The sequence below is a fragment of the Paenibacillus sp. J31P190 genome (assembly GCF_059692075.1).
This window is the reverse complement of sequence record NZ_JCAUAS010000013.1, coordinates 45,179-70,276: the sequence shown is the minus strand read 5'-3', so window position 1 is coordinate 70,276 and position 25,098 is coordinate 45,179. Positions and strand designations below refer to the sequence as shown.

At 47.8% G+C, this 25,098-nt stretch carries 17 protein-coding genes and 1 pseudogene; 16 read left to right on the top strand and 2 right to left on the bottom strand.

Features of this window, described 5'->3' with window-relative positions:
• Positions 1-52 precede the first annotated feature (52 nt).
• Together AC58U0_RS21740 and AC58U0_RS21735 are read left to right on the top strand one after the other, a co-directional pair.
• The gene (locus AC58U0_RS21740; RefSeq protein WP_497381071.1) at positions 53-664 is read left to right on the top strand and encodes a flavin reductase family protein; all 612 of its coding nucleotides are present in this window, start codon (positions 53-55) and stop codon (positions 662-664) included.
• A gap of 81 nt (positions 665-745) precedes the next feature.
• A pseudogene (locus tag AC58U0_RS21735) lies at positions 746-1,081 on the top strand (FtsW/RodA/SpoVE family cell cycle protein); the annotation flags it as partial.
• Between the two features lie 244 nt (positions 1,082-1,325).
• Here the strand turns inward: AC58U0_RS21735 and AC58U0_RS21730 are convergent.
• A complete protein-coding gene (locus AC58U0_RS21730) occupies positions 1,326-2,321 on the bottom strand; it encodes an LLM class flavin-dependent oxidoreductase (protein WP_497381070.1) in 996 nt (331 codons plus the stop codon).
• 683 nt (positions 2,322-3,004) lie between these two features.
• Between AC58U0_RS21730 and desA the strand changes: the two genes are divergently transcribed.
• The 11 genes from desA (at position 3,005) to AC58U0_RS21675 (ending at position 20,979) form a co-directional block, all read left to right on the top strand.
• Entirely contained in the window at positions 3,005-4,039 is a 1,035-nt protein-coding gene (gene desA, locus AC58U0_RS21725) for a Delta(5) desaturase DesA (protein ID WP_497381069.1), read from the top strand.
• Positions 4,040-4,180: 141 nt separating this feature from the next.
• Positions 4,181-4,807 carry a TetR/AcrR family transcriptional regulator gene (locus AC58U0_RS21720; RefSeq protein WP_497381068.1) on the top strand — a complete coding sequence of 209 codons (627 nt, stop codon included), beginning with the start codon at positions 4,181-4,183 and terminating at the stop codon, positions 4,805-4,807.
• A gap of 68 nt (positions 4,808-4,875) precedes the next feature.
• Positions 4,876-7,986 carry an MMPL family transporter gene (locus AC58U0_RS21715; RefSeq protein WP_497381067.1) on the top strand — a complete coding sequence of 1,037 codons (3,111 nt, stop codon included), beginning with the start codon at positions 4,876-4,878 and terminating at the stop codon, positions 7,984-7,986.
• 865 nt (positions 7,987-8,851) lie between these two features.
• Entirely contained in the window at positions 8,852-9,814 is a 963-nt protein-coding gene (locus AC58U0_RS21710) for an ABC transporter permease (RefSeq protein WP_057303904.1), read from the top strand.
• An 18-nt stretch (positions 9,815-9,832) separates the two neighbouring features.
• Positions 9,833-10,714 (top strand): carbohydrate ABC transporter permease, encoded by an 882-nt coding sequence (locus AC58U0_RS21705; protein ID WP_060645456.1) that lies wholly within the window; start codon positions 9,833-9,835, stop codon positions 10,712-10,714.
• 153 nt (positions 10,715-10,867) lie between these two features.
• On the top strand, positions 10,868-12,451 hold the full coding sequence (locus AC58U0_RS21700; RefSeq protein ID WP_497381066.1) for an extracellular solute-binding protein: 1,584 nt from the start codon (positions 10,868-10,870) through the stop codon (positions 12,449-12,451).
• A gap of 88 nt (positions 12,452-12,539) precedes the next feature.
• Positions 12,540-13,580: a response regulator transcription factor gene (locus AC58U0_RS21695; RefSeq protein ID WP_497381065.1), complete on the top strand. Its 1,041-nt coding sequence runs from the start codon at positions 12,540-12,542 to the stop codon at positions 13,578-13,580.
• On the top strand, positions 13,577-15,421 hold the full coding sequence (locus AC58U0_RS21690) for a cache domain-containing sensor histidine kinase (protein WP_497381064.1): 1,845 nt from the start codon (positions 13,577-13,579) through the stop codon (positions 15,419-15,421). Before AC58U0_RS21695 ends, AC58U0_RS21690 begins: the two co-directional genes overlap by 4 nt.
• Positions 15,422-15,776: 355 nt before the next feature.
• Positions 15,777-16,544 carry an SDR family NAD(P)-dependent oxidoreductase gene (locus AC58U0_RS21685; protein WP_497381063.1) on the top strand — a complete coding sequence of 256 codons (768 nt, stop codon included), beginning with the start codon at positions 15,777-15,779 and terminating at the stop codon, positions 16,542-16,544.
• Positions 16,541-18,634 carry a heparinase II/III domain-containing protein gene (locus AC58U0_RS21680; protein ID WP_497381062.1) on the top strand — a complete coding sequence of 698 codons (2,094 nt, stop codon included), beginning with the start codon at positions 16,541-16,543 and terminating at the stop codon, positions 18,632-18,634. The genes AC58U0_RS21685 and AC58U0_RS21680 overlap by 4 nt, the downstream gene beginning before the upstream one ends.
• Positions 18,635-18,675: 41 nt before the next feature.
• Positions 18,676-20,979: a DUF4962 domain-containing protein gene (locus tag AC58U0_RS21675; protein ID WP_497381061.1), complete on the top strand. Its 2,304-nt coding sequence runs from the start codon at positions 18,676-18,678 to the stop codon at positions 20,977-20,979.
• Between the two features lie 229 nt (positions 20,980-21,208).
• Here the strand turns inward: AC58U0_RS21675 and AC58U0_RS21670 are convergent, their stop codons facing one another.
• Positions 21,209-21,541, bottom strand: coding sequence for a hypothetical protein (locus AC58U0_RS21670; RefSeq protein ID WP_497381060.1), 333 nt, complete (start codon positions 21,539-21,541; stop codon positions 21,209-21,211).
• 262 nt (positions 21,542-21,803) lie between these two features.
• Here AC58U0_RS21670 and AC58U0_RS21665 point away from each other — a divergent pair, with 262 nt between their 5' ends.
• The 3 genes from AC58U0_RS21665 (at position 21,804) to AC58U0_RS21655 (ending at position 25,040) form a co-directional block, all read left to right on the top strand.
• A complete protein-coding gene (locus AC58U0_RS21665; RefSeq protein WP_057303895.1) occupies positions 21,804-23,156 on the top strand; it encodes an extracellular solute-binding protein in 1,353 nt (450 codons plus the stop codon).
• Between the two features lie 94 nt (positions 23,157-23,250).
• On the top strand, positions 23,251-24,141 hold the full coding sequence (locus AC58U0_RS21660; RefSeq protein WP_497381059.1) for a carbohydrate ABC transporter permease: 891 nt from the start codon (positions 23,251-23,253) through the stop codon (positions 24,139-24,141).
• A 17-nt stretch (positions 24,142-24,158) separates the two neighbouring features.
• A complete protein-coding gene (locus tag AC58U0_RS21655; protein ID WP_497381058.1) occupies positions 24,159-25,040 on the top strand; it encodes a carbohydrate ABC transporter permease in 882 nt (293 codons plus the stop codon).
• The last annotated feature ends 58 nt before the right edge of the window (positions 25,041-25,098 follow it).

Here is a 25,098-nt window from a genome sequence, read left to right as displayed (position 1 = left end):
AGAGAGACTTTGAGCATGCTCAAAGATCCCTATATAAGGTGGGAGATGCGTTGTGAGATCCATTGATCCCTCAAGTCAAAGTGAGCGGGAAAACTATAAGCTATTGATAGGCAGCATAATTCCTAGGCCGATCGCATTTGTTACATCCCTATCTTCAGAGGGTGTGCTCAACGCAGCACCGTATAGTTACTTTACAATTGTGACGGCGAATCCTCCAATGGTCGCTATCTCCGTGCAGAGGAAGCAGGGTGTTCGCAAAGATACTTCGCGAAACGCCATCGATACTGGAGCTTTCGTCGTTCATATCTCTGACGAATCGTACATCGATCAGATTAACCAAACTGCGGCTGTGTTAGCGCCGAGCGAAAGCGAAGTTGCTTTAGCCGGACTTACACCCGTCGCGAGTGAGAAGATTGCCGTACCGGGCATCGCCGAAGCGAGCATTCGCATGGAATGTGTTCTGGAGCAAGTTATAACGCTTGGCGGAACAGACGAAGCACCTGCAGCCGATTTATTAATCGGTAGAGTCGTGCAGTTTCATATTGCTGAGTCCTTATATGAGAACGGTCATATTGACCCGAATGGACTTAAACCAGTCAGTCGATTAGCCGGTAACTGGTATGCGAAATTGGGAGAACAATTTGCTATGGATCGTCCCGTTTGAAATAAATAGGCAAGCCCTCGTGGCCCATTATCTTTCTTTCGAAAGAAAAATGGACTACGGGGGCTTTTTCTCTTTTTTTATTCCATATTCGTTGTCGTGGGAGAAGAATTTGGATTTATAGGAGCATCTGTTTTACTCATACTTTACTTTCTTCTCCTTTATCGAATGATCACTATCGCGCTGAACATCCGCAGCCAAACAGGCATATACATCATTGGCGGTATTACGGCCATGTTTCTGTTTCAAGTTTTCGAAAACATTGGGATGCTGATCGGTATCATGCCGATTACGGGGATCACCCTTCCTTTTATCAGCTATGGAGGGACCTCGCTTTTGATCAACATGATATCTATTGGCTTTGTTCTAAGTATAAAAATCTATGATGATATAGATGTAGAAGATAGAATCATTCATTAATAAACCAGTCAAATAAGGCAAGTCAGTCATTATCAAGAGGACACTCCCACGATGGGGTGCCCTCTTTTTGCTATGATCACTTTTTAAGCCGAAGCCCGTTTCTCTCGCAGGTCCTGTCTATAGCTGACTAAACCAAGGATCAATCCAAGAACCTGCAGCAGGGCTCCCGCTCAAGGCAAGAAGTTAAGCCCCATATGGGTGATGACCCACCCGCTAATAAAGCACCGCTAGGATTCCAACCTCTCTAGATCTCTTTGACAATCTCCGCCACAATTTCATAGGACCTCAAGCGAGCGTTGTGATCATAAATTTGGCCGGCGATGATCCACTCATCGGCTGCAGTTTGCTGCTGCAGCTCAGCAAGCTTCTCGCGAACGGTGTCTTTACTGCCTACGATGGAGAAGCTTAGGGCTTTGTGGACGTAAGCTTTCTCTTGAGGACTCCATAGGGACTCCATGCTGTCCACGGGTGGGCTCAGCATGCCAGGACGGCCGCGCACGATGTTCAGAAATTGCTGGTGCTGCGAAGTCGCCAAATGCTGAGCTTCCTCATCGGTTTCGGCAGCAATAATGTTAACGCCGACCATCGCGTACGGCTTCTCAAGCGCGCCTGACGGGCGGAACTGACGGCGGTACAGATCAAGAGCCGCCAGCAAATAATCCGGAGCAAAGTGACTGGCGAAAGCGAAAGGAAGCCCCAGCTGCCCAGCCAGCCGGGCGCTGAAATCACTCGATCCGAGCAGCCAGATCGGGATGTCTAGCCCTTCGCCCGGCACGGCGCGCACGCCTGGTACACCCGTACCCAGCGCCGGATTGAGATAGCCGCGGAGCTCGCTCAGCTGCTCCGGAAAGTCATGGCCGTCGCTGCCTAAGCCGCGGCGGAGCGCTCTTGCCGCAGGCTGATCGGAGCCAGGCGCACGCCCTAAACCAAGATCGATGCGTCCCGGAAACATCGATTCCAGCGTCCCGAACTGCTCGGCGATGACGAGCGGTGCGTGGTTAGGCAGCATAATGCCGCCGGAGCCTACGCGAATCTTCTCCGTAGCCATAGCGACATACCCGATGACGAGTGATGTGGCAGAGCTGGCAATACCCGGCATGTTATGATGTTCGGCGAGCCAATATCTATGGTAGCCCCACTTTTCAACGTGTCTGGCTAAATCAACGGAACGGTGAAATGAATCTCTTGGCGTACCGCCGGCAATAACGGGAGCCAAGTCCAAAACAGATATAGGTATCATTGAATAGACCTCCATTTTTTATATACACTACTATACCAGCATTAAGTAAGGTGCGCTTAAATGGGTCAAGCTAGGAGTAGTTACCTCCTGCGACCACAAATCAAAGTTCATTATTTGTTCACTTAGACTTATCTATTTGTATACAGACATTTCCTTTAATAATAATTATAATTTTTACATATATGGAAATAATTATTTAAGCAATATTTGCAGAAAGGCATACGTTAGTTCCTTCTATGGAGCTAATTTTGGGAGAGATTATTGTATTTTGCAACATTTGAAGGGTATAACAACGATTTGTTCGCCTAATGTTGTAATAAGATCAACTTCCTATTCACTTGGTCAAAGCATGGAACAAGCTTCGGATCATACGAAATCATTATTGGTTGGTTGTAGAAGGCGGTTTGTATTTTATTCCGTATGAGAAACCTCTTTTTATGGGAAAATAAGGGTTAGGTTGCCATTCGCAGGATGATTTTTGGGTTGTGCAGAATAGTAAAAAATATGGTCTAATGCACATATGACTTATATTGCATTTTACAAAAAGCGTTTTGGAACCTATGATGAGAGGGCAATGTAACATTTCTTCTCTTATAACGGGAACTTAAATGAATTCCCAACGTACTACATCAGGTGGCACAAATCAGTCCGGTACGAAACGGAGAGAAGGAGCTTTAATTAGAATGACTCAACAAGACAAAGGTGGGTGGCGGTCTGACATCGCGCCTTACGAAAGACCACATATGAAGCACAGTGTGTGGCAAATCATTAATACATTGGGACCCTTTTTTGTACTTTGGTATTTCGCCTTCCTAAGTCTATCGGTTTCTATCTGGCTTACGTTCGTGTTAGACATTATTGCAGCAGGATTCCTGATTCGAATCTTTATTATTTTCCATGATTGCTGCCACAAATCTTTTTTCAAAAATAAAATCGCGAATGAAATTGTTGGTACATTAACAGGCATTTTGACGTTTGTCCCTTATCATCAGTGGCGTCATACCCACTCCGTCCATCACGCATCCAGCGGTAATTTGGATCGTAGAGGTGTCGGCGATATATGGACACTAACGGTTGACGAATATATGGCATCTTCTCCGGCTAGAAGACTATATTATCGGGTTTACAGAAATCCGATTGTGATGTTTATTGTCGGACCTATTTTCATCTTTTTGATTGATTACCGTTTTAACCGCAAACGCGCAGGAATGAAAGAACGTATGAATACGTACATCACGAACTTGGGTATCTTTGGGAGCATTGCACTGCTTTGCTCAGGTATGGGTTGGCAATCATTCCTCCTAGTCCAAGGTCCGATGTTTTTAATTTCAGGTATGGCTGGGATTTGGCTTTTCTACGTTCAGCACAACTATGAAGACTCGTACTATGAGAATGACGGAGAATGGGATTATATGAAAGCGGCTATGCATGGAAGCTCTTTCTACAAATTGCCTAGAATTCTGCACTGGATCACAGGTAATATTGGCTTTCACCATATTCATCATCTGAGCCCGCGAGTTCCTAATTACTATTTGGAAAAGGTTCATAACAAGAACGCTGAGCTTCGCAAAGTGCAGACAATTACATTGAAGACAAGCTTGGAATCCCTTAAGTTCCGTATTTGGAACGAGGAATCGAAGAAGTTCATACAGTTCAAAGATCTCAAGCCTTTCAAGTCGAAAAGAATCATCGAGACTCTCAAAGCTAAGGCGGAGTAGTGTTTCAAGAAGAGTCGACGGCCTCAAGCAGCATACTGCTTAGGTTGTCGGCTTTTTTTCTTCGATTCTATGCTTGCAAAAAAAGAAGTACACACGTTATAATCATTCCATTACGTCAAAAAGTGAACAGGTGTTTATTATATGCAGGTTTTAAAAGATGACATAAAAAAGAGTATCCGCCAAGCGGCATTGTCTGAATTCAAGAAACATGGTTATATGAAAGCTTCTATTCGGCATATTGCAGACGCTGCGGGTATTACACCGGGCAATATTTATCGGTACTTTAAAAACAAAGAAGACCTATTCTATGAGCTGATACAACCGGTTTATGAGCAGCTTGCTGCTTACACCCTAGAGATCAAGAATGAAGTTGATTTCAAATTGTGCAAAGAAACTGCCGATCATCTCGTTATTTTACGTAAAATTGATGCGACGATTTTGCAGCTTTTCAAGCAATCGAGTGTTGAGCTGACCATCCTCCTAAATCTGAGTGAAGGCTCACGCTACGAAACGGTGAAACAGGAACTCATTACTTTGGTATATCAAATTTTGGAGAACGTGTTTGCCACAACGAAACAAACTCCAGCCCCGCTCGAAGTGAATGAGCAGCAATCTGCACGGATGCTAGCTGTTACGCTTATTGAGGGGATGAGCCTTATTCTGCGCGATTATGAAGATGGCGATACCATTAAGGTGCTGGTTGATGAACTGTTGTACCTGTATTCTGCGGGTATTTCAGAAAAAATAAAACTTCAAGGGCAGTGCTAAAATTTTTTGATTCAAAAATGAACGCTTGTTTACTAACGATTACGTAAATCGGAGGAGGAATTAGAGAGATGAAACAAATAATTAAATGGCGCTGGACGATTGTCGCCCTGTGGCTGGTAGCTACCGTGGTTCTCACGGTTTTTCAACCCGATGTGAATGCCATTTTAGGGCTCAGGGGCCAAGATCCGCTGCCAAAGGACAGTCCATCGAAAGTCGCTACATCGATTTTAAATAAAATGAATGGGGTTGAGGGGACTAGCGATATCATCGTGTTCCACAACCCGAATAAACTGTCTGATGCGGACATGAAGCAGATCGAGTCAGGTATTACGAGTATGAAGAACCATCAAACGGAGCTTGGGTTCGATCAATTGCTTGATCCGTTCTCACTGCCTGACGCGAAGTCCTCGCTTATATCGGAGGATCAGACGACATTAATGGCTAGCTTTAGTTTGGATAAAAGAGGACGTCATGTTGATGAGATTCAACAGGAGTTTGAGGCTGTTTTGAAAGATGTGAACGTGGATTACTACCTCTCAGGTGAGGACTTCATTCAGAACGATTACATCAAAGCCTCCGAGTCTGGTGTGGCCAAAAGTGCGGCGTTAACGGTTATCTTCATCCTAGCGGTGCTAGTCATTATGTTCCGTTCCGTTGTTATTCCAATTGTCTCGCTGCTTGCTGTGGGTATTTCCTACTTGTGCTCCATGGGGATTGCCGCGCAGTTGATTGATAAGTTTGAGTTTCCAGTGACAAGTGTCACGGAGATGCTGTTGATTTTGATTCTTTTCGGCATTGGAACTGACTATAACATCCTGTTGTTCAATCGGTTCAAAGAAGAATTATCCCACGGTTTGTCTGTGGATGAAGCCATTATTGTGACGTATAAAACGGCTGGGAAAACGATTTTTTATAGCATTTTGACTGTATTTATTGCTTTCGCGAACTTGACTTTCTCGGATTTTGGTATTTATAAATCAGGCAATGTGGTGGCTATTGGTACCGCGGTGCTCTTGCTTGAAATTATGACGGTGACTCCTTTCCTCATGAAAGTACTGGGCAGTAAGCTGTATTGGCCTTCCAAGGGTGCAGCTGGGCATAAGGAAAGTAAATTTTGGGCGAGCTTGACGGCTATTGCGGTGAAAAGACCGGTGATCACAACGCTGCTTATTCTGATTGTGATGATTCCGATTGCCCTTTCTAACCATCAGAAATTGTCTTTTGACCAGTTAAAAGAGTTAGGAAATGGCCATGAATCCACCAAAGGATTCAGCCTCGTAGCGGATCATTTTAGCCGAGGTCAAGCGCTGCCGACCATGGTCGTGATTGAGAATGATAAAGCACTTGATAATAATGACGGATTAGCCGCAATTGATAAGCTAACGGACAAATTGAAGGGTGTTCCGGGCGTAGATAAGGTGTCCAGTGTGACGCAGCCACAGTCGAAGCCGATTGATAACTTCTATATTTCGACCCAAACTTCGACCGTTGCAGAAGGAATTACGGCTTCGCAAAAGGGCGTTAATCAAATAAAAGATGGTTTGAATTTGATGCAGAGCAAACTGGTTAGCCCAGATTTGTCCGGCACCGACCAGTTAGTTGATGGAACCGGCAAGGTTCACGATGGCTACAGCCAGATTACTGCTGCGCTTGGGCAAGTATCGAAGGGCATCGCGCAAGGGGCCGACGGAGCTGGTGAGCTAACTGCGGGCATTGCGAGCTTAAAGGAAGGCATGGCGCAAGTCGAGGCTAACACGTCGAAAATTAGCAGCGGACTTACGCAGCTGCAGCAGGGTTATAGTGCTTTATCTGACGGCTATCGTCAGATTGAAGGGAAGCTTCCTGGCATTCAGCAGGGGTTGACTGGGATGAATGGGCTAATTGGCGGGCTGGGGGAAAAGTACAGCCAGTTGAAAGCAGATGCCGATTACACGAAGCTGAAGCAAACGGGTGAGGGCTTGGAATCCGGTCTCGCCCAGCTGAACGGCGGGTTGAAGGAGCTTGGCGCGAATGCAGCCAAGTTGAATGGCTCTTTCGCTGAGGCTGCTGCGGGACTTACGCAGATTAACGGTGCGCAGTCGCAGCTTGCTGCGGGATTGGCTTCCCTGCAGAGCGGCTCAGAGGCGCTTGCGAAAGGGCTGAAGCAAGGCAGCGCGGGCAGCCAAGAGATCGCCGCGAACATGGCGAAGTTGAATGACGCGCTGGGCAGTGTCAAGGACGGGCAGCAGAAGCTGAACGAGGGCTTGTCGGGCTTGGCTGGCGGGATGAGCCAGCTGAAGGACGGCCTCGGCCAAAGCGGCAACGGACTGGGCGATGTGTCCGATGGGCTCGGCAAAACGAGCCAGTTCCTGACGCAGCTGAACAGCTCGAAGACGTTTTTCATTCCGAAAGAAGCGCTTGTGAGCGCGGATTTCGGCAAATCGTTGGACAGCTTCATGTCCAAAGATCGTAAGAGTACGAAACTCATCGTCATACTGAAGGATGATCCGTACTCGTCAGCGGCTATGGACACCATTGAGGGGATTAACGCCGAGTTAGCGTCTAGTTTGAAAGGCACAGTGCTTGAGAAAGCGAAAGTCGGTGCCGCGGGACCAAGCTCGACGACCTATGACACAAACAAAGCACAGCTGAAATCGTTCAACAGCACGGCGATCATCGTGATCATTGGCGTATTTATTGTCCTGTTGTTCGTGATACGCTCCTTCTGGCCAGCGGTCTATATCATCGTGTCCTTAGTGATTTCCTACTATGTAGCCATGACCGCTACCAATATCGTTACAGATAAAATCATCGGTGCAGACGGCGTTTCCTCATTCGTACCGTTCTTCTCCTTCATCATCATCATCGCAGTCGGCGTCGACTACAGCATCTTCTTGATGATGCGGTATAAAGAGTTGGGCGAATTATCGCCGTCAAAAGCGATTGTTCAGGCCGCTAAGCACATCGGCGGCGTGGTAATCTCGGCTATGGTCATCCTCGGCGGTACCTTCGCGACGTTGGTTCCATCAGGTCTAGTTCTGCTGATTGAGCTAGCCGTAGCAGTGATCGTTGGGCTCATCGTGCTTTGCTTTATTTTGCTGCCGATGCTGCTGCCGGCTTTGCTGGCTATGCCTGAGGCGTTGCGGATGAAGCGCAAATCAGCGGCTAGGCAAGTGTCCGCGGAGAGTAGAACCGCATAAGGATGAAGTGAATGGATTGATAGGGCGCCTCCCACATTGTGGGTGGCGTTTTTTGTTTATCTTGTGGATGTGGTGGCTTTAGCGATGATTTTCATCGTTAACATGATGGTATTGAGCAGCAGCCCGACTATAGCGATGAAAAACAGTCTTAGGAGCGGGGATATTCACTTAAAGGCAGAGTAGATGGAAGCCTAACGATGAAATTCATCGTTTGAGAGAATGTATTGAGCAGCAGTCCGACTTTAACGATGAAAAACAACCCAACGAGCAAAAAATTTCACTTAAGAGCCAAGTAGCATGAATGAGGGCTGGACGTGTTGGGAGTTGGAGGGAATTTGGATATTCGGAAGCGGGCTCTGACTGAGCACGAAAAACGCACTACACTACATGCATTTTGTGCATCAAAATTAAGCGGTGAATGTCTGTTGGAGGGTTTTATATGCAAAATGTGCAGCTAATTTCTCCCAAAAGCGTTCAAAATCACGCTTTCCGGGAAATTTGCTGTAGGAAACGCAGCTAATTCATCAGTTCAGAGTAAGTTGAGCCAATTAGCTGCATGTTTTGCAGCAAAAGGTGTTGAAATCTTACGCATGTCACGCGATAGACGGGGAGATGTTCGATACTGTGAAGGGCGGATGCTAGCAGCCGAAGACTTCTTTTGTGATTCTCACATTCCTCCAACGACTCCCGCACGTCCAGCGCAAGCCGCCCTCCGCCCCGCCATACGTCCAAAACAAGCCGCCCCGCGGCACTTCCCCACCTAAAAAAAACACAAGTGAGTGAAAAGACAATCCATTGTTGCAAGCGCTTTAGCAGGGTACGATGTAGGTATAACATCAGCGAAGAATAGTGAGGGGGGCCAAGAATGGCGGTCAACGCACAAGCGGTAAAAAAGATGAATCAGCGCTCGCAGGTACGTAAAGGTAGATCCTTTCTGCGAACGTTCTGGAAGTATAAGGCGCTGTATTTGATATCGCTGCCGGGGATTTTGTATTTTATTGTTTTCAAGTATGTGCCCTTGTTAGGTTCAGTCATTGCTTTTCAAGATTACAACATTTTTGATGGCTTCACGGGAAGTGAATGGGTGGGGTTTGAGCATTTCACTCGGATGTTTGCCCATTATGACTTCCTTAAGATTTTGAAGAATACAATTCTGATCGGCATTTACGACTTGGTACTGGCTTTTCCAGCGCCAATCATTCTCGCCTTGCTGCTTAATGAGCTGCGTGTTGTCGTGTACAAGCGGTTACTTCAAACCGTTGTTTACATGCCTCACTTCTTGTCGTGGGTTATTGTGAGCGGGATTGCGATCGGTATTCTTTCTCCTTCAACGGGAGCTTTGAACCATCTCATCACTTGGCTGGGTTTCGAGCCGATTTATTTCATGGGTGAAGAGTCATGGATTCGTACAGTGCTCATTTCTTCGGGTATTTGGCGTGATTCCGGCTACGGTACCATCATTTATTTGGCGGCGCTGGCAGGAATTAATCCGGATCTGTATGAAGCTTCTGAGGTGGATGGCGCGAACCGCTGGAGACAAACCATTTCAATTACGCTCCCGTCGCTTCTACCAACCATTATGATTTTGTTCCTCCTTCATATCGGTAAATTTTTGGACTTTGGCTTCGAGCGTGTTTACGTGTTCCTGAACCCTCTGAATAAAGAAAATGGTGAAATTCTAGACACGTATATTTACACTGCGGGGTTGTTAGGTCAGCAGTTTAGCTATACAACGGCAATCGGACTTTTCAAAGCACTAGTTGGCGTAATTTTTATTGTTACGGGTAATATTTTAAGCAAAAAAACAACGGGTGAAAGCTTGTACTAAGACGGAGGTGAACGCTTTATGAATCGCAAGCCGACAGCCGGCTGGCAAGTTTTTAACATCTTCAATGTGCTGTTTCTGACTCTTCTATCGCTAGCGATGCTCCTGCCGTTCTTAAACGTGCTGGCCCAATCGTTCAGTTCTTCGGAAGCCATCGTGAATGGGAAGGTATTATTTTTACCTGTTCAATTTACATCAATCAACTATCAATATGTGTTTAGCGATGCAGCGATCTGGCGTTCCTTCGGAGTGACCGTGTATATTACAGTAGTGGGTACCCTGATCAATCTGATCGCCACGGCATCACTAGCGTATCCGGTGTCTCGACCCGAGTATGCTGGCCGCAATGTTGTCGTTATTATGGTTCTCATTACGATGGTTTTCACAGCTCCGCTGATTCCTAACTTTATTTTGATGAAAAATTTACACCTGACGAATTCGCTCTGGGCCTTATTGCTTCCAGGTGCCATCAGTGCTTTCAATTTTTTCATTATGCGGTCGTTTTTCTTGCAAATTCCGAGTGAATTGATTGATTCCGGACGTATCGACGGCTGCTCCGAGCTTCGGATGATCTGGAATATCATTCTGCCTTTGTCCAAGCCGGTCATGGCTTCTCTGGGGATCTTCTATGCGGTGGGTCACTGGAATACGTACCAAAGTGCACTTTACTATATTAACAAGCCTGCCTTATGGCCGCTTCAGGTAAAGCTTCGTCAATTGATTGTGTCTGAGGATATTAGTATTGATCCTAACGCTTCTCAATTCAGCGGACTTGCTCATATGGATCCGGAAGGGATCAAGATGGCGACTATTATTATTGCGACGATCCCCATTATTCTTATCTACCCGTTCTTGCAGCGCCATTTTGTCAAAGGAATGATGGTGGGTTCTGTAAAATCTTAAGGAAATAGTGCTGAATGAAATCAACAATTTCTACAGCATTCTAAAAAAAAGACAAATCGAACTAAAGACATTCCATATCGGCAATTTGTAAACGCTTTTACAATGGAGATGTGAAAGCATTCATATCTCAGTGAAATGAAAAGAGGGGTAGAAATGAAAAAATGGATTCCCACCACGATGGCAGCCGTAATGATGGCCAGTTTGCTGGTTGCTTGCTCTTCTAAAACCGCTGAACAACCGGCATCAAGCGCGGCGGCTGGCACGTCAAGCACAAAGCCTGCTGAAAAAACGAAGTTCTCCATCTCCTTGCGTACACTCGCATTCGGACATGTAGAGAAGTCGCCTGATATTAATCAAGACAAATGGGTGAAAAAGTTAGAAGAAATGACGAACTCCGATATGAATATCGTGCTTGTTCCTCACAAAGAATATGAGCAAAAAATGATTCAGATGTTTGCAACCAATGACATTCCTGACGTTGTACAGGGCAGTGGCGGTGTGAACGGTAAAGAAATGGCAGGTTCCGTGAAGGCTGGCGTGTTCACGCCGCTTGATGAATTGCTGAAGAAGTATGGACCGAATCTGCTCAAAAAAGTGCCAAAAGACGCTTGGGATAACGTAACTTACCAAGGTAAAATTTTCGCCATTCCGGAATACTTGTCCAATCCGTCCCGTCGCTCTATCTTCGTTCGTAAAGATTTGCTTGATAAAGCAGGCCTAGGGGTTCCTAAAACGGTTGACGAGTACATGGCCGTACTTCGCAAGTTCAAAGAAATGGGCGTTGAGAACCCGTACATGGGTCGTGAAAACTTCAAGTATTCAGACTCCTTCTTCGGCGCATACGATGTGTTCCCTTATCTATCCATGTTCGAGAAGCAAGGCGATCAAGTTCTGCCGAAGTTCTTTGACACAGAGAATATGACGAAAGCGCTGCAAACGTACAAAACGATGTTTGATGAAGGCTTGATCAACAAAGAGTTCGCAACGATCAACGCTACAGTATTCAAAAACACCATCCTTGCGGGTAAAGCAGGTATGTGGTCCATGAACGCGAATGAATTGCTGCAATGGGAAACACAGCTGAAAACAACCGTTCCAACGGGCGATATCGAGATCATCGCATCGCCGACAGGACCAGATGGAAAAGGTGGTCACTACTTATACGGACCTGCTCCGCGTGCTTACTTCATCAATAAAAATGCTAAAAATGCTGCGCAAATTATCCAGTTTTTTGATTGGATGATGTCAGATGAGGCAGAGAAATTCTTTACTTTCGGTATCGAAGGTGATACGTACAAAACGGTGGATGGCAAAATTGATTACAAAGCACCGACGGATACGGCGGGTGTCGATGAAGAGCGTTACCGTCAATCCTTCTTGTGGCTTGTCCAAGATACGACTTATAATAAAGGGACACTAAGCTTGACGGACGAAGGTAAGAAATTAATGAATGTCTATGACACAACGTTAAAGAATGAAGGACGCGACGGTATCAGCTTCGAGCCACGTCTTGAATCTTTAATGAAAAATCCGGACATTTCGCCGCTTTCCGACCAAGCTCCTCCAGTCATTCTCCAGCACATGGTCAAAATGGTGTACGGCAAAGAGCCGATCTCCGATTGGCCGAAAGTATTGGAAGAGTGGAAATCCAAAGGCGGTAACGAAGTAATCAAGGAAGCAACAGAGAAATTCAATAGTAAAGATTCCGGTACGACCGTGTCGATGCCGCGTAAATAAGCTCATCTGCTGAGCATGACCGCCTCCTCACGTGCCACCAGCCCGTGGGGAGCGTGCATTTCATAAGGGTTTGAAAGGAGCATTCCTCATGTACCGCATACTCATTGTCGATGACGAACCGATGATACGCAAAGGCTTACAGAAACTCGTTGAACAATCGGAGCTCCCCATCGAAAGCCTGCGAACGGCTGAGAATGGCGTTGTCGCGCTGCAGCGGATTCAAGAGGAACGACCTGACTTCCTGTTCACCGATATTCGGATGCCTAAGATGGATGGACTGGAGCTATGCGCTCGTGTTGCAGAAATGGATGCAGACATCCAAGTTGTGGTCATTTCCGGCTATGGGGATTTCGAATATGCGCAGAAATGTGTGTCTTACGGGGTGAAAGAGTACTTACTGAAACCCGTCAACATTAAGGGATTTCAGCATGTGTTAGAGAAGCTAATTCGTAACCAAAGTAAAGTAAGCTCCGAATCCTTCGTTGCTGTAACGAAGCTGGAACAGTGGGCAGGGCGAATGGAGCAAGCCGTGTGGATGCTGCAGCAGGCGGAATTAAATTGCGTCATAGAGGAAATTCAGGCGGAGTTGAAGGCCAATAAGCTGAAGCTCAACCGGGTTAGTGATATTTTGCAAGAGATCCACACCCTCCTGCACCAAAGGTTAAATGTGAGGGATGTATATTTCATGCAGGGTGAGCTTGATTTGACCGGTGCTGTGAGCGAGGAGGAAGCGTGGCTTCGTTTCACGACTGCGATCAGCGGGTATCTGGATGAGCTTCGAATCAAACGCAAAGGCAAGCTTAAGGACCCTGTTGAGGAAGCCAAGCACTATATAGAGACGCATCTCGCTGAAGAAGTATCTTTAGAAGAGGTGGCTGACTTTATCGGGCTTAATCCTTCTTATTTCAGCCAATTGTTTAAGCAAAGTACGGCGGAAACGTTCGTGCAGTACCGCACGCGCAGACGCATGGAGAAGGCGAAGAAGCTGCTTCAACAGCCGCAGTGGCGAATTACCGATATCTCGGGTGAGGTCGGTTACGCCGATCATCCCCATTTTACAAAAACATTTAAGAAATACGAGGGCTGCCTTCCTTCTGAATATCGACAACAAATGGGTATCCGTTCATGAAAAGAAAGACGTTATCAGGTCAAATTTATACGTACTTTCTCATTGTGATCGTGCTGTCCCTTTTGTCCGTAGGCGCTGTATCCTATTGGCAATCATCGCGGGCGTTAGACGACCAAGTAAAGCAGTATATGGAGCAAATGGTTGATAGTGCGAACTATCAGACGGATAGTTATTTGCAGGCTTACGAGCTGCTTAGCAATGCTTTTTCATCCAACTCTGATGTCAGGAATTTTATGGAAATAAAGCCTGACGACGCATATGAATATTATGTGTATTCGGATAAAATCAAGAAATTTTCGGAATCGTCCGTTCAATCCGTTGTCACCTTGTACAAACAGTTGAACATGATTTATGTCGTCGGTAAGCATGGGCGTTCCTTCATTTATGAGAATCAGAATCTACTGAACCTCGATCCCGTACTCGTACAAGAACAATTCGATAACCTGATGAAGATTGCGGGTGACGGCAAAATTGCGCTGCTGAATATGAGCATTCGTCCTGTTGATCAAGGATCAGTCGTAACGATGGCCCGTAAAGTAAGAGGACCTTCTTACGGCGACGAGAATCGTGGGGTAGTTGCCATTGAGATCAAGCTAGATGAACTGGCAAAGACCTGGGATCGTGTAAGTTTGGGGAAAAAGGGCTTTTTCTTCATCGTGGATGATGCCGGTAACTACATCTATCCTCGTTCGATGAGCGAGCGGAAGCCTCAAGACGAACTGTCGTCGCTCGTTTTGGCGAGTGGCAATCAAACATTCCTTCATAAATACAACGGGGAGGAACGTATGTTTGTATCGAGGAAATCCGGTTATTCCGATTGGAACCTTGTCGCATCGATGCCAGTTGAGGAGCTGCGCCGACCAGCTAATACCATTCGAACGACAACAATCATTGTTGGTCTGGTTACACTGGCTATCGCATTATGGCTAGCATACCGTTTCGGTCGGTCTATAATTGCCCCCATACGAGGGTTGAAAGATGGCATGCGGGAAACGGAAAAAGGAAACTGGCAGTACATCGACGAGATTGGCCGAACGGACGAGATCGGCGGACTTATTCACAGCTACAATCTAATGGTGACGCGTCTTTCCGATATGATCAAACGGGTGTATGAGGCCGAGCTGGAGCAGCAGAAGAACCAGCTTGAGCTAGGTGAGACGAAGCTTGAACGGCAGCGGGCAGAATTTCAGTCCTTGCAGCTGCAAATCAATCCGCATTTTTTATATAACACGTTGGAAACGATCAATTGTTATGCAATAGTTCAGGATTCCAGTGAAATTACAGAGATGGTAGAAGCAATGGCTTTCATGCTCCGCTACTCGGTGCAGACGAATTTAGAAGAAATTACGGTAGCGAATGAACTGAATCATGTACGCAATTATATGATTGTTTTGCAGCACCGGACGGGAAAAGAGTTTGAAATTGATGTCGCGATCCCGCCAAGTTTGCTATTGGAAAAGATGGTTCGGCTGACCTTGCAGCCGCTCATCGAAAATATTTTCCAACATGCATTCCCAGATGGTGTGGAACCGCATCATTTCATACGCATCGATGCTCGCAAAGAAGGCGGATTGTTCCAGGTGTTCATCCAGGACAATGGCACAGGCATCAAGCCGGAGCGGCTCGCCGAGCTGCGCACGAAGCTGGAGGAAAACCGCTTGGCGGAGCCGGAAGAGACAGGCGAATCGCAAGGTGGCGGCATTGGACTAATGAACGTCCACCGACGGATTCAGATGGTGTTCGGCGAGGCCTACGGGCTGTCTATAGACAGTGAGTGGGGACGAGGGACCTGTTTAACGATGACCATGCCGGAGACGGTGAGGCCTCGGTTGCGTGGGTGAGCTTGAGCGGAACTCAGGGACAGCCATTGGACTCCAGTGCCAAGTGGGGAATAGCAGTCTCTAAAGGCTCTTATCTGAGCAATATTAGCTGAGGAGTGGAAAATAGAAGCTGCTAGAGACTCTTATCTCTCTGTAATTTCTTGGAATTACTTGTTAACGAACGAATAGCAGTCTCTAAAGACTCTTATCTAAGCAATATTGGCCGATGAGTGGAGAATAGAAGTCGCTAGAGACTCTTATTCCTCTATAGATTCGCTAAATTGCCTAATTCACAGTGAGTTTTTGCAAAGATAGCTAGTTTTAATTAGGAACATGGAGAAACGGTAAACCACACATACAAATGGGAGGAATTCAAATGAACATCGATTTGACGGGGAAAATTGCACTGGTGACAGGATCTAATGCGGGGATTGGACGTGCAATTGCATTAGCTCTGGCTAGCAATGGGGCGAAGGTTGGCGTGAACTGCTTGAATAATGTTGCACAAGGGCAGGAAGTTGTAGCAGCCATTCAAGCGGCAGGCGGCGAGGCTGTATTGGTACAGGCGGATGTGACGAATTTGGAGCAGATCGACAGACTCGTGAGTGTTGTTGAGCAAGCATTGGGGGGAACGATTGATATTCTCGTGAACAATGCAGGCCATCTCGTTCAGCGTGTTGCGAATTCTGAAATGCTCGAAGAGATGTACAACCGAATCATGGATGTAAATTTAAAGAGTGCCGTGTTCATGTCCCAAAGAGTGCTTGCCGGCATGAAAGCGAAGGGCTACGGCCGTATCGTCAATATGACATCGGTTGCTGCGCATAACGGCGGCGGACCAGGTTCCAGCATATATGCAGCTAGTAAAGCAGCTGTACAAACATTCTCCAAGGGATTAGCCAAGGAAGTGGCGGCAAGTGGAATTACCGTCAACAACGTCTCCCCTGGCTTTATCGGCAATACCATGTTCCACGCGACATTCACGACAGACACAGCACGCCAAGCAACTGTGAGTGGCATTCCGCTGCAGCGTGAGGGAACACCAGATGATGTAGCAGGTGCTGTGCTTTACCTTGTTTCCGATCTAGCTGCCTATGTAACGGGTGAAACGATAGAAATCAACGGCGGGATGATGATGCGATGAGTACCGCGCTGAGACTCGGCGAAAAGCTGGAAAAACTGACTTGGGCAGGCCGTACAGCACACATATTGAAAGAGGAAATTGATGGGCTGCAGCAAGTAGGCAGCCTTTCCATTCCTATGGAACCTGGGGGTTGGTGGCACCAGTATGTCTGTCCACACCATCATACCGAACTGATGTTCGATCCGATGCAAGTGGATGCGTCCGAATTTCTATGTCCGCACGGCTGCAAAATCGAGGGAGAAGCTTACCGAGGCGCTTGGCTCGTGTTCAAGCACCAATCACTTGCGCGGGTGGCTTTGCAGTCAGCGGCCGTTTATGCATTGTTGGGCGAAAAGTCGTACGCGCAGATTAGTAAAAGGCTGCTCGTAGAGTACGCAGAGCAGTTTCCGCTCTATCCCGTGCATCCGGAAGCTCAGAGCTGGATGCTGAAGGGGCGTGCTTTTCACCAGGCGCTGACGGAGGCGATCTGGTCCACGACCTTGATTCGCGCTTACTTATTACTGCGCGATGAGGGTGTTGTTTTCGAGGCGAAGGAGCAGGCGGCGATTGACGCCTTCCTGGGTTTGCTCGCTGGTAGTATGGAAGAATACCGGCACATCCTGATACATGAGCGGAACAATGCGGAGAACAACTACACCGCTTGGTTGAACGCGTCATTATCTTGTGTCTATGCCGCTCGCGGAGAGCACGCGGCTTTGGAAGCACTTATTGAAGGCCAAGGCGGCTTCAAGCATCACTTATCGATCGGCGTGAAGGCCGATCAGCTGGAGTTCGAGGGAAGCACGTACTACCACGTATTCGTGCTTCGGGCGTACTTAATCTCTGCAGAGATGGCGCAGCGATTCGGTATCGATCTCTACGCCACGACAGGCGCAGGCGGCCAATCCATGCGCGGCATGCTCGAGGCGCTGGCCGATCTGGCCGACGACCAGGGCGCGCTGCCCGCCCTGCATGACGGGCCGCTGGCGCGGGAGCCTTACGCCCGCGAGATCGCCGAGATCGCTGAGCAGGGGCTCGCGATCTACGGCATCGCCGGGCTAGCGCCGGTCCTGCGCGAAGCGTACCGGCAGCTAGGCGCTGCCGGCGGCGAGCAGCTCGAGGCGCTGCTCTACGGCGCTGGCGAGGCCGCTGACCGCGCGCCTGCCCTAGAGCCGCGCGGGTCGCGGCTCTGGCCGGACGCCGGCTTAGTCATCGGCCGCGCAGTCGGGAACCCGCTGTCGTTCCTCGCCGATTTCGGCGAGCATGGCGGGTCCCACGGCCATTACGACAAGCTGCATCTGACGTTGATGCACACGGAGCAAACCCTGACGCCCGATTTCGGGATGGTGCCTTACGGCTCGCCCATGCGGAAATCGTGGTTTGCCGAAACCGCCAGCCATAACACCGTGTCGCTGGATGGCCGATCTCAAGCGCCGCATGAAGGGCGCTGCGTCCGCTATGAGGCTAACGATTCGACCGTGTACGTTTGGCTTCAGTCAACAGAAGCCTACGAAGGGTGCACGTTGAATCGCCATTTGCTGCTCACCGGCGAGTGGCTGCTCGATTGGTTCCAAGTCGAGCTTGCGGGCGAAGAGCCGAAGAGCATCGAGTGGTGGATGCATCCTGCTGTTCAAACGCATTCGGGGCAGCTGCATAGCCGAGATGAAGTTTACAAGCTTCTCATTGAACAGAAGGATGCTGCTTCCGGTACCGTCGCCGACTCCGTGCAAGATCTGCCGATCATCGGCCACTTCGTGCCTAGCGATTTCGTCGACGCAAGCGGTTCGGCTCAATTGCACGTATCCTATGCCCTTGGCTCTGATCTTAACGGCTCCACCGCGATCGTGTTCCACACAGCGCTTGTTCAACCTGGCGATGAGATCCTCGCTGTACGGACACCGGGCGACTCCGTTGATCCGAGTCAGTCGCTTACAGCGATGCTTCACCGTCGCAATGATCGTAAAGCTGACTTTATTCATGTGTATCGTGCAGGCAGCCGTGCTGAACTAACTCGCTTTTCCGCACAGGAAATTGCCATTTCAGTTCCGGGACAAACGAATAGCTCCAGACGCATTCAATTAACAGCAGATAAAGGCTTGCTTTTTATATAATATAATTTCCAATAGAGAACCCACCCGGGAGGAGAATGGATATGACTTCATTGTCACCATTATACGAACCGCAGAGCGGCGTTTTAACTGTACAATACGAACCGAATGAGCAGACCGTACTGCTGGAAAACCCACCTCGTTTCACGTGGATTCCTGCACAATTGGAGCATGATCGCTATGTATTGCAAATCTCGCATTCTGAGGCCTTCTCTCAGGCTGACACACAAACGATAAAGCCGGTTCCATATAACTTATATACACCGGATGATGCCCTAACCCCAGGCACATATTTCTGGCGGTACGCCCTTCTCCAGGAAGATGGCTCCCAAACCGTCTGGAGCCTCGTTCGACGCTTCGAGGTGACAGCCGATTTACCGGAAACTCCGCTACCTAGCAGAGAACGCCGATATGCGGAAGCATCTTCCCAGCATCCCAGATTATGGCTTCAGTCTGTTGAGCTCGATGCCTTCCGCAGTGGGCTAGCTGCAGATCAGGCCTATTGCGGATTTGATGTCTTCTACGAGAAATCTGTTAAGCCTTGGATCGAGCGTGAGCTGATTGCAGAGCCGCTGCCGTACCCTGGAAATAAGCGCGTAGCTAAGCTATGGCGCCAAATGTACATGGATACCCAAGAAGCTCTCTATGCGGTTCGCCATCTCGTGGTGGCCGGTACGATTTTGAATGACGAAACGCTGTTAGATCGCGCGAAAACGTGGCTGCTCCATCTGTGCAGCTGGGACGTGAACGGTACAACAAGCCGCGATTATAACGACGAATCCTCCTTCCGTATGGCTGGAGCTATTGCATGGGGTTATGACTGGCTTTATGCTCGGTTAACAGAGGATGAACGTAAGCAGGTGCGGCAAGTTCTGCTCGCCCGTACACGTCAAATCGCCCAGCATGTTATTGAGCATTCCAAGATCCATCATGTGCCGTTCGACAGTCATGCAGTGCGTTCGCTATCCAGTGTATTGGTGCCGTGCTGCATCGCGCTCTTGAATGAGGAGCCGGAAGTTCGCGAATGGCTCGATTATACCCTCGAATACTATGCGTGCTTATATTCGCCTTGGGGCGGGCCGGACGGAGGTTGGGCGGAAGGTCCGATGTATTGGACGACCGGGATGGCTTTTGTTACGGAAGCGATGAATTTGCTGAAGAAATATACAGGCATTAACTTCTATAAAAGACCGTTTTTCACGAAAACTGGCGATTTTCCTCTTTACGCATTTAGCCCGGATACCCTTCGCGCAAGCTTCGGTGATCAATCGACCCTTGGCGACCCGGTCAGCTTGAAAACTGGCTTTAACATCCGTCAGTTTGCCGGTGTGACTGGTAACGGTCTGTACCAGTGGTATTTTGAGCGGGTACGTGAAACGGATACCGATTCGGAAATGAAATTTTACAACTATGGTTGGTGGGATTTCCGTTTCGACGAAATGGTCTACCGTCATGATTATCCGCAAGTGGAAGCTATCGCTCCAACCGACGCGAGTATCGAGCCGGTCAAATGGTTCCGCGACATCGGCTGGGTAGCGTTTCACTCGCAAATGGCCGATCCGGAGCGCCATATCATGCTGCTGACGAAGAGCAGCAAATACGGCTCCGTCAGCCATAGTCACGGCGACCAGAATGGCTTCCTGCTGCATGCTTATGGGGAACCGCTTGCCATCGAAAGCGGTTATTACGTGGCATTCAGCAGCACGATGCACATGAACTGGCGCAGACAGACGCGCTCGACGAACAATATTTTGATTGACGGTTTGGGTCAATATGCCGAGAAGAATAAAGTGCTGAACATGGCGGCTAATGGGTTCGTTGAAGTTGCCGAGCAGCGCAAAGGCTACGGTTATTCCCGTAGTAACGCAACCGCAGCATACAAGGAGTACGTTCCTTATTTGGAGCGTTATGTACGCGAGCTTTACTTCTTCGGAACGTACGTTGTTGTCGTCGACCATATCGACCTGTCGCAGGCAGGCTCTATTGACTGGCTGTTCCAGACACTATATGAAATGAAGCTGAACGGGCAGACTTTCAAAGTCCAGGGCCGCAAGGCGGATATGGACGGGCGTTTCGTCTATTGCTCCTCCGGTGAGCTGGAGCTGACGCAGCATCAAGGCTTTACGGATGTGGATCCGTCTGAAATTGAGGGATTGCCGCTGCATTGGCATCTGAAGGCAACAACCAAGTCGGCGCGCAGCCACCGCATTGCAACACTCCTTGTGCCGATCAAGCACGGCGAGCCGAAATACGTGTCCTATTTCATGGATGATCAAGGTTTCGACACGCATATTTATTTCACCGAAGACGGTGTCACGCATAGAGTCGAGGTTCCGAAGGCTTACTAGTCTTTACAAGCTGCACTCATCATTTATCTTTAAAGATCGACCTCTTATTCGCTGAACTAGCGAGAGGGGTTGATCTTTTTTGCTGTACTAGGCAGCTATTTATTTAAATAGAAAACTGATTGTTATTGTATGGGTAGCTAAAGGTTCTAGGAGTGTGATCCCGAATGAATTAATCGAGGGTTCGAAATAGCAACTGAATGCTTTGGTATTAGAAGAATTAGATCATTTTTTATCGAAATAAAGGAGCTAATAGTAGAAGCTGATCTCTGAAAGTTGTACAGCGTACAACATTTTCCTGGGTATTATCTCTTTTTACTAGAAATGTTGTACTTTGTACAACAACTTTGCCGTATTTCACCCAAAATGGGGTCTTTAAAGTATTTTCTGCAACATTCGCCTCTGACACGCGATTTATCCTGATTATTGTTGTATAAAATACAACTTGGGTCACTCCCGCTTGCAGACTCCACTCCATCAGTCCAACCTGACGCCTCCATTCCAGCACTCCACCAGCAATCTCATTAGTCTTTCTCTCCTGTCGCCACCACACAAGCAATCTCATTTTAGTCACTCCTACTTGCCACCACCGCACCAGCAATCCCATTAGTCACTCCCTCCAGCGATCCCCCCAGCCACCAACCTGCCGTCACCACACCGGCAATCCCACTAGTCACTCCACCAGTACTCCCACCCTCAATCCCCCACTTCCAACATAAACCTATAAAAATCAAACATCATACCTATAGTTCCCACATTGTAAGGGTTACCATATTCGAGCGATAATAAGAACATCAAGAACAACCAACAAACGAGGGGGATTCACATTGGTAACTAAATATAAAGCACTAAGCGTCGTTGCAGCTAGCTTGCTAACTATCAGCTTAACAGCTTGCGGTGCAGGTGGAAGCACTACCGGCAGCACAACTGATACGAAAACAAGTGAGGCGCCGACTGCGACAGCACAAGCTAAAAAGCAGGAGAACATCACGATCACGTTCCAAAATATATATCCGGATCCAACCGATCCCAAGAACGGCATGTTGAAGAAAATCGTCAACGATTACCAAACGAAAAATCCGAACATCAAAGTCGAGCTTGACTCCCTGAACACAGATCAACAAAAGCTGAAGCTCAAAACACAAGCCGCTTCCAAAGAGGTTCCCGACATCACGATCGTGAATCCGGCAGCGCAAATGAAGCCTTTCGTCGATGCTGGCCTGTTCGCGCCACTGAACGACATGGTGGATCAAAACGGATTAAAAGGGACGTTCCAAGAAGGTATTCTGAACTGGTACACGTTCAACAACAACATCTATGCACTGCCTGACGGTAATAACATTGCTGTCGTTTATTACAATAAAGATCTATTCAAACAAGCTGGCGTTGAAGTGCCGAAGACGTTCGAAGAAATGGTTGCAACGGTAAAAACACTCAAAGGCAAAGGCATTCAGCCAATGGCGATCGGTGAAAAAGATTCCTGGACAGGTTCCTTCTTGTTCATGAACGTACTGCTTCGCACAAATGGCGGTCCTGGCTTCCTACAATCTGTCGTTGATGGCAAAAAGACGTTTGCTGATCCGGCATTCACAGAGGCTGTAAGCAGCTTCCAAGACCTGGTTCAAGCTGGCGCATTCCAAGAGGGCGCAACATCTTTTGACTACAACGCAGGCGAAAACTTGTTCAAAACCGGCAAAGCCGCTATGTACTTCATGGGCAGCTGGGCAACGGGCGGAATCGAAACATCTTCCGTTAATGGTAAAGTTGGCGTGTTCAAATTCCCTACGGTTAAAGGTAAAGGGAACCCAGACGAGTTCATGCTTGCGCCAGGAAGCGCGTTCGCTATTTCTGCAAACAGCAAACATTTGAAAGAAACCAAAGATTTCTTGAACTACTTCATGCTGAACTTCCCTAAAGAAGCTTTCGCTGTTAAAGGTGCTGTAGGTATCGCACAAAAAGTAGATGGCGACTTCAAAGCCGCTGGTTACTCCGATATGGCGATGGAAGTGCTTGGCTTGTTCAAACAAGTGAAAGGCGGCGATCTTGCGTTCGACAATACGATGAACCCAGGAACAGCGCAAGGACACTTAACAAGCATCCAAAACCTTTTCGTACAGAAGAAAGATCCTGCTGAAGTGGGCAAAGAACACCAAACCGCTTACGAAACGAATAAAAAATAAGATGAATTAGCAGCCGAATCGGAATTTATCTTGAGCGCCGCAATGGGCTGAAGGTAAATTCCGATTGGTATATGCCAGGAAGGAGGCGAGCCAAGTGAATGTGTTAAGAGTCTCCAAGTGGACAATTGCCATGTTTGTATTACCGTGTTTGCTGATCTATGTTAGTCTCGTTTTCGTTCCGATTCTCGTGTCTCTTTACAGTGGACTGCTGGATTGGAATGGAATTGGCGAGTCGACATTCGTTGGTCTCAAAAATTTTCAAACACTGCTTTTCTCAGACCCTGTGTTCTGGCCGTCTGTTCGCCGTACATTGATGTTTGCTGTATTTTCCATGGCCGAAATTCCGGTCGCTTTGGGTGTAGCTATTCTCCTGAACCGATTTATCAAAAAACCGAATTTTCTCGTTTCGAGTTACTTTTTACCCGTTATTCTATCCGTTGTTATCATCGGTCAATTGTGGAAAACCATTTATAACCCCGCCGCAATGGGGGGCATGCTCAATCAAGTGCTCGATATGTTGAATTTGCATGGTTGGACGAGATCGTGGCTGACAGATCCTAAGATCGCGATGTATTCTCTCTATTTTGTAGCCCTATGGCAGTACTTGGGTTACCATACGCTGATCCAGTTTACCGGTATTCAGAACATCCCTGCTGATATTTATGAGGCAGCCCGGATTGACGGAGCCGAGGGGCTTAAAGCCGACTGGCATATTACTTTCCCTATGAATATTCCGATTTTTAAAATATCGATCGTCCTCGCCTTTATCGGCTCGCTGCAAGCGTTCGACATGGTCATGGTCATGACCGCAGGGGGACCGGCACACGCGACAGACGTCATTTCCACGCATATGTACAACATGTCCTTCCTCTCCATGAAATATGGGTACGGAAGCGCGATTGCGGCTTTCTTGGTCGGCATGTGCTTAATTGCAACGGTTATTATTAATGCGGTATTCAACCGACTAGAGAGAAGATTTTCATGAAGGAGGGGAGTGTTACCATGCAGACCGCACGGGAAATAGCTTCGGCTAAGCCTGCAACCATTCGGAGACGCAAACGCCTCTCTATCGTCAAAATCATCGTGATCGCCTTTCTATCCCTACTCGTGGTTACGCAAGTATATCCGCTGCTCTGGCTGGCTATTTACTCATTAAAAAGCAATGAAGAAATCCTGTCAGGCCAATTTTTCGCTCTTCCTCATTCGCTTCAATGGAAGAATTTCACGGATGCGATCAAGGCCGGACACTATTTTCAATATTTGAAAAATAGCCTATTCGTCACTTCGGTTACGATGGTGAGCGTCCTGCTGCTCAGTTCTCTTACCTCGTTTGCCATCGCCCGATTCCGTTGGAAATACGGTCAGGTCGTGATGGTCATCTTCCTCATCGGAATGATGGTACCGCTGCAGGCAACGCTGTTGCCGCTCATGATTATTTTCAAAAATCTACACGCACTGAACACGCATATTTCGATCATTCTTCCTTATATAGCGTTCCAGACGCCGATTGCGGTCTTTATCCTCAGTGGATTTATGAAATCCATTCCGAGTGAGATTGAGGAATCCGCTGTTATGGATGGCGCGGGGGTTTTCCGGATCTTCCGCAGTATCATCTTACCGATTTCCATCCCTCCAATGATGACCGTCTGTATTTTAACTTTCATTAGTATTTGGAACGAATACATTCTCGCGGCGACTTTCATTTCGTCCGAGCGGCTGAAAACGCTGCCTTTCGGGGTGAACAGCTTCGTCAGTCAATATTCGGTCAATTACGGAGCAATCGGTGCCTTCCTTGTACTGGGTGCGCTGCCGGTCATTCTCATCTATTTCTTGTTAGCAGATAAAATTACAAAAGGTATGGTAGCGGGAGCGGTGAAGGGTTAATTTCACCCCTCTCTTTTTGCTGTTTCTTGGGATGCCTATGATAAAATAGGAAGTAGCG

What these genes read in the sequence shown, in the direction of transcription:
- AC58U0_RS21720 (WP_497381068.1), top strand. Translation starts at nt 4,181, where the DNA reads ATGCAGGTTTTAAAAGATGACATAAAAAAGAGTATCCGCCAAGCGGCA.
- AC58U0_RS21695 (WP_497381065.1), top strand. Translation starts at nt 12,540, where the DNA reads ATGTACCGCATACTCATTGTCGATGACGAACCGATGATACGCAAAGGC.
- AC58U0_RS21730 (WP_497381070.1), bottom strand. Translation starts at nt 2,321, where the DNA reads ATGATACCTATATCTGTTTTGGACTTGGCTCCCGTTATTGCCGGCGGT.
- AC58U0_RS21685 (WP_497381063.1), top strand. Translation starts at nt 15,777, where the DNA reads ATGAACATCGATTTGACGGGGAAAATTGCACTGGTGACAGGATCTAAT.
- AC58U0_RS21675 (WP_497381061.1), top strand. Translation starts at nt 18,676, where the DNA reads ATGACTTCATTGTCACCATTATACGAACCGCAGAGCGGCGTTTTAACT.
- AC58U0_RS21655 (WP_497381058.1), top strand. Translation starts at nt 24,159, where the DNA reads ATGCAGACCGCACGGGAAATAGCTTCGGCTAAGCCTGCAACCATTCGG.
- AC58U0_RS21710 (WP_057303904.1), top strand. Translation starts at nt 8,852, where the DNA reads ATGGCGGTCAACGCACAAGCGGTAAAAAAGATGAATCAGCGCTCGCAG.
- AC58U0_RS21715 (WP_497381067.1), top strand. Translation starts at nt 4,876, where the DNA reads ATGAAACAAATAATTAAATGGCGCTGGACGATTGTCGCCCTGTGGCTG.
- AC58U0_RS21680 (WP_497381062.1), top strand. Translation starts at nt 16,541, where the DNA reads ATGAGTACCGCGCTGAGACTCGGCGAAAAGCTGGAAAAACTGACTTGG.
- desA (WP_497381069.1), top strand. Translation starts at nt 3,005, where the DNA reads ATGACTCAACAAGACAAAGGTGGGTGGCGGTCTGACATCGCGCCTTAC.
- AC58U0_RS21700 (WP_497381066.1), top strand. Translation starts at nt 10,868, where the DNA reads ATGAAAAAATGGATTCCCACCACGATGGCAGCCGTAATGATGGCCAGT.
- AC58U0_RS21705 (WP_060645456.1), top strand. Translation starts at nt 9,833, where the DNA reads ATGAATCGCAAGCCGACAGCCGGCTGGCAAGTTTTTAACATCTTCAAT.
- AC58U0_RS21690 (WP_497381064.1), top strand. Translation starts at nt 13,577, where the DNA reads ATGAAAAGAAAGACGTTATCAGGTCAAATTTATACGTACTTTCTCATT.
- AC58U0_RS21670 (WP_497381060.1), bottom strand. Translation starts at nt 21,541, where the DNA reads ATGAGATTGCTTGTGTGGTGGCGACAGGAGAGAAAGACTAATGAGATT.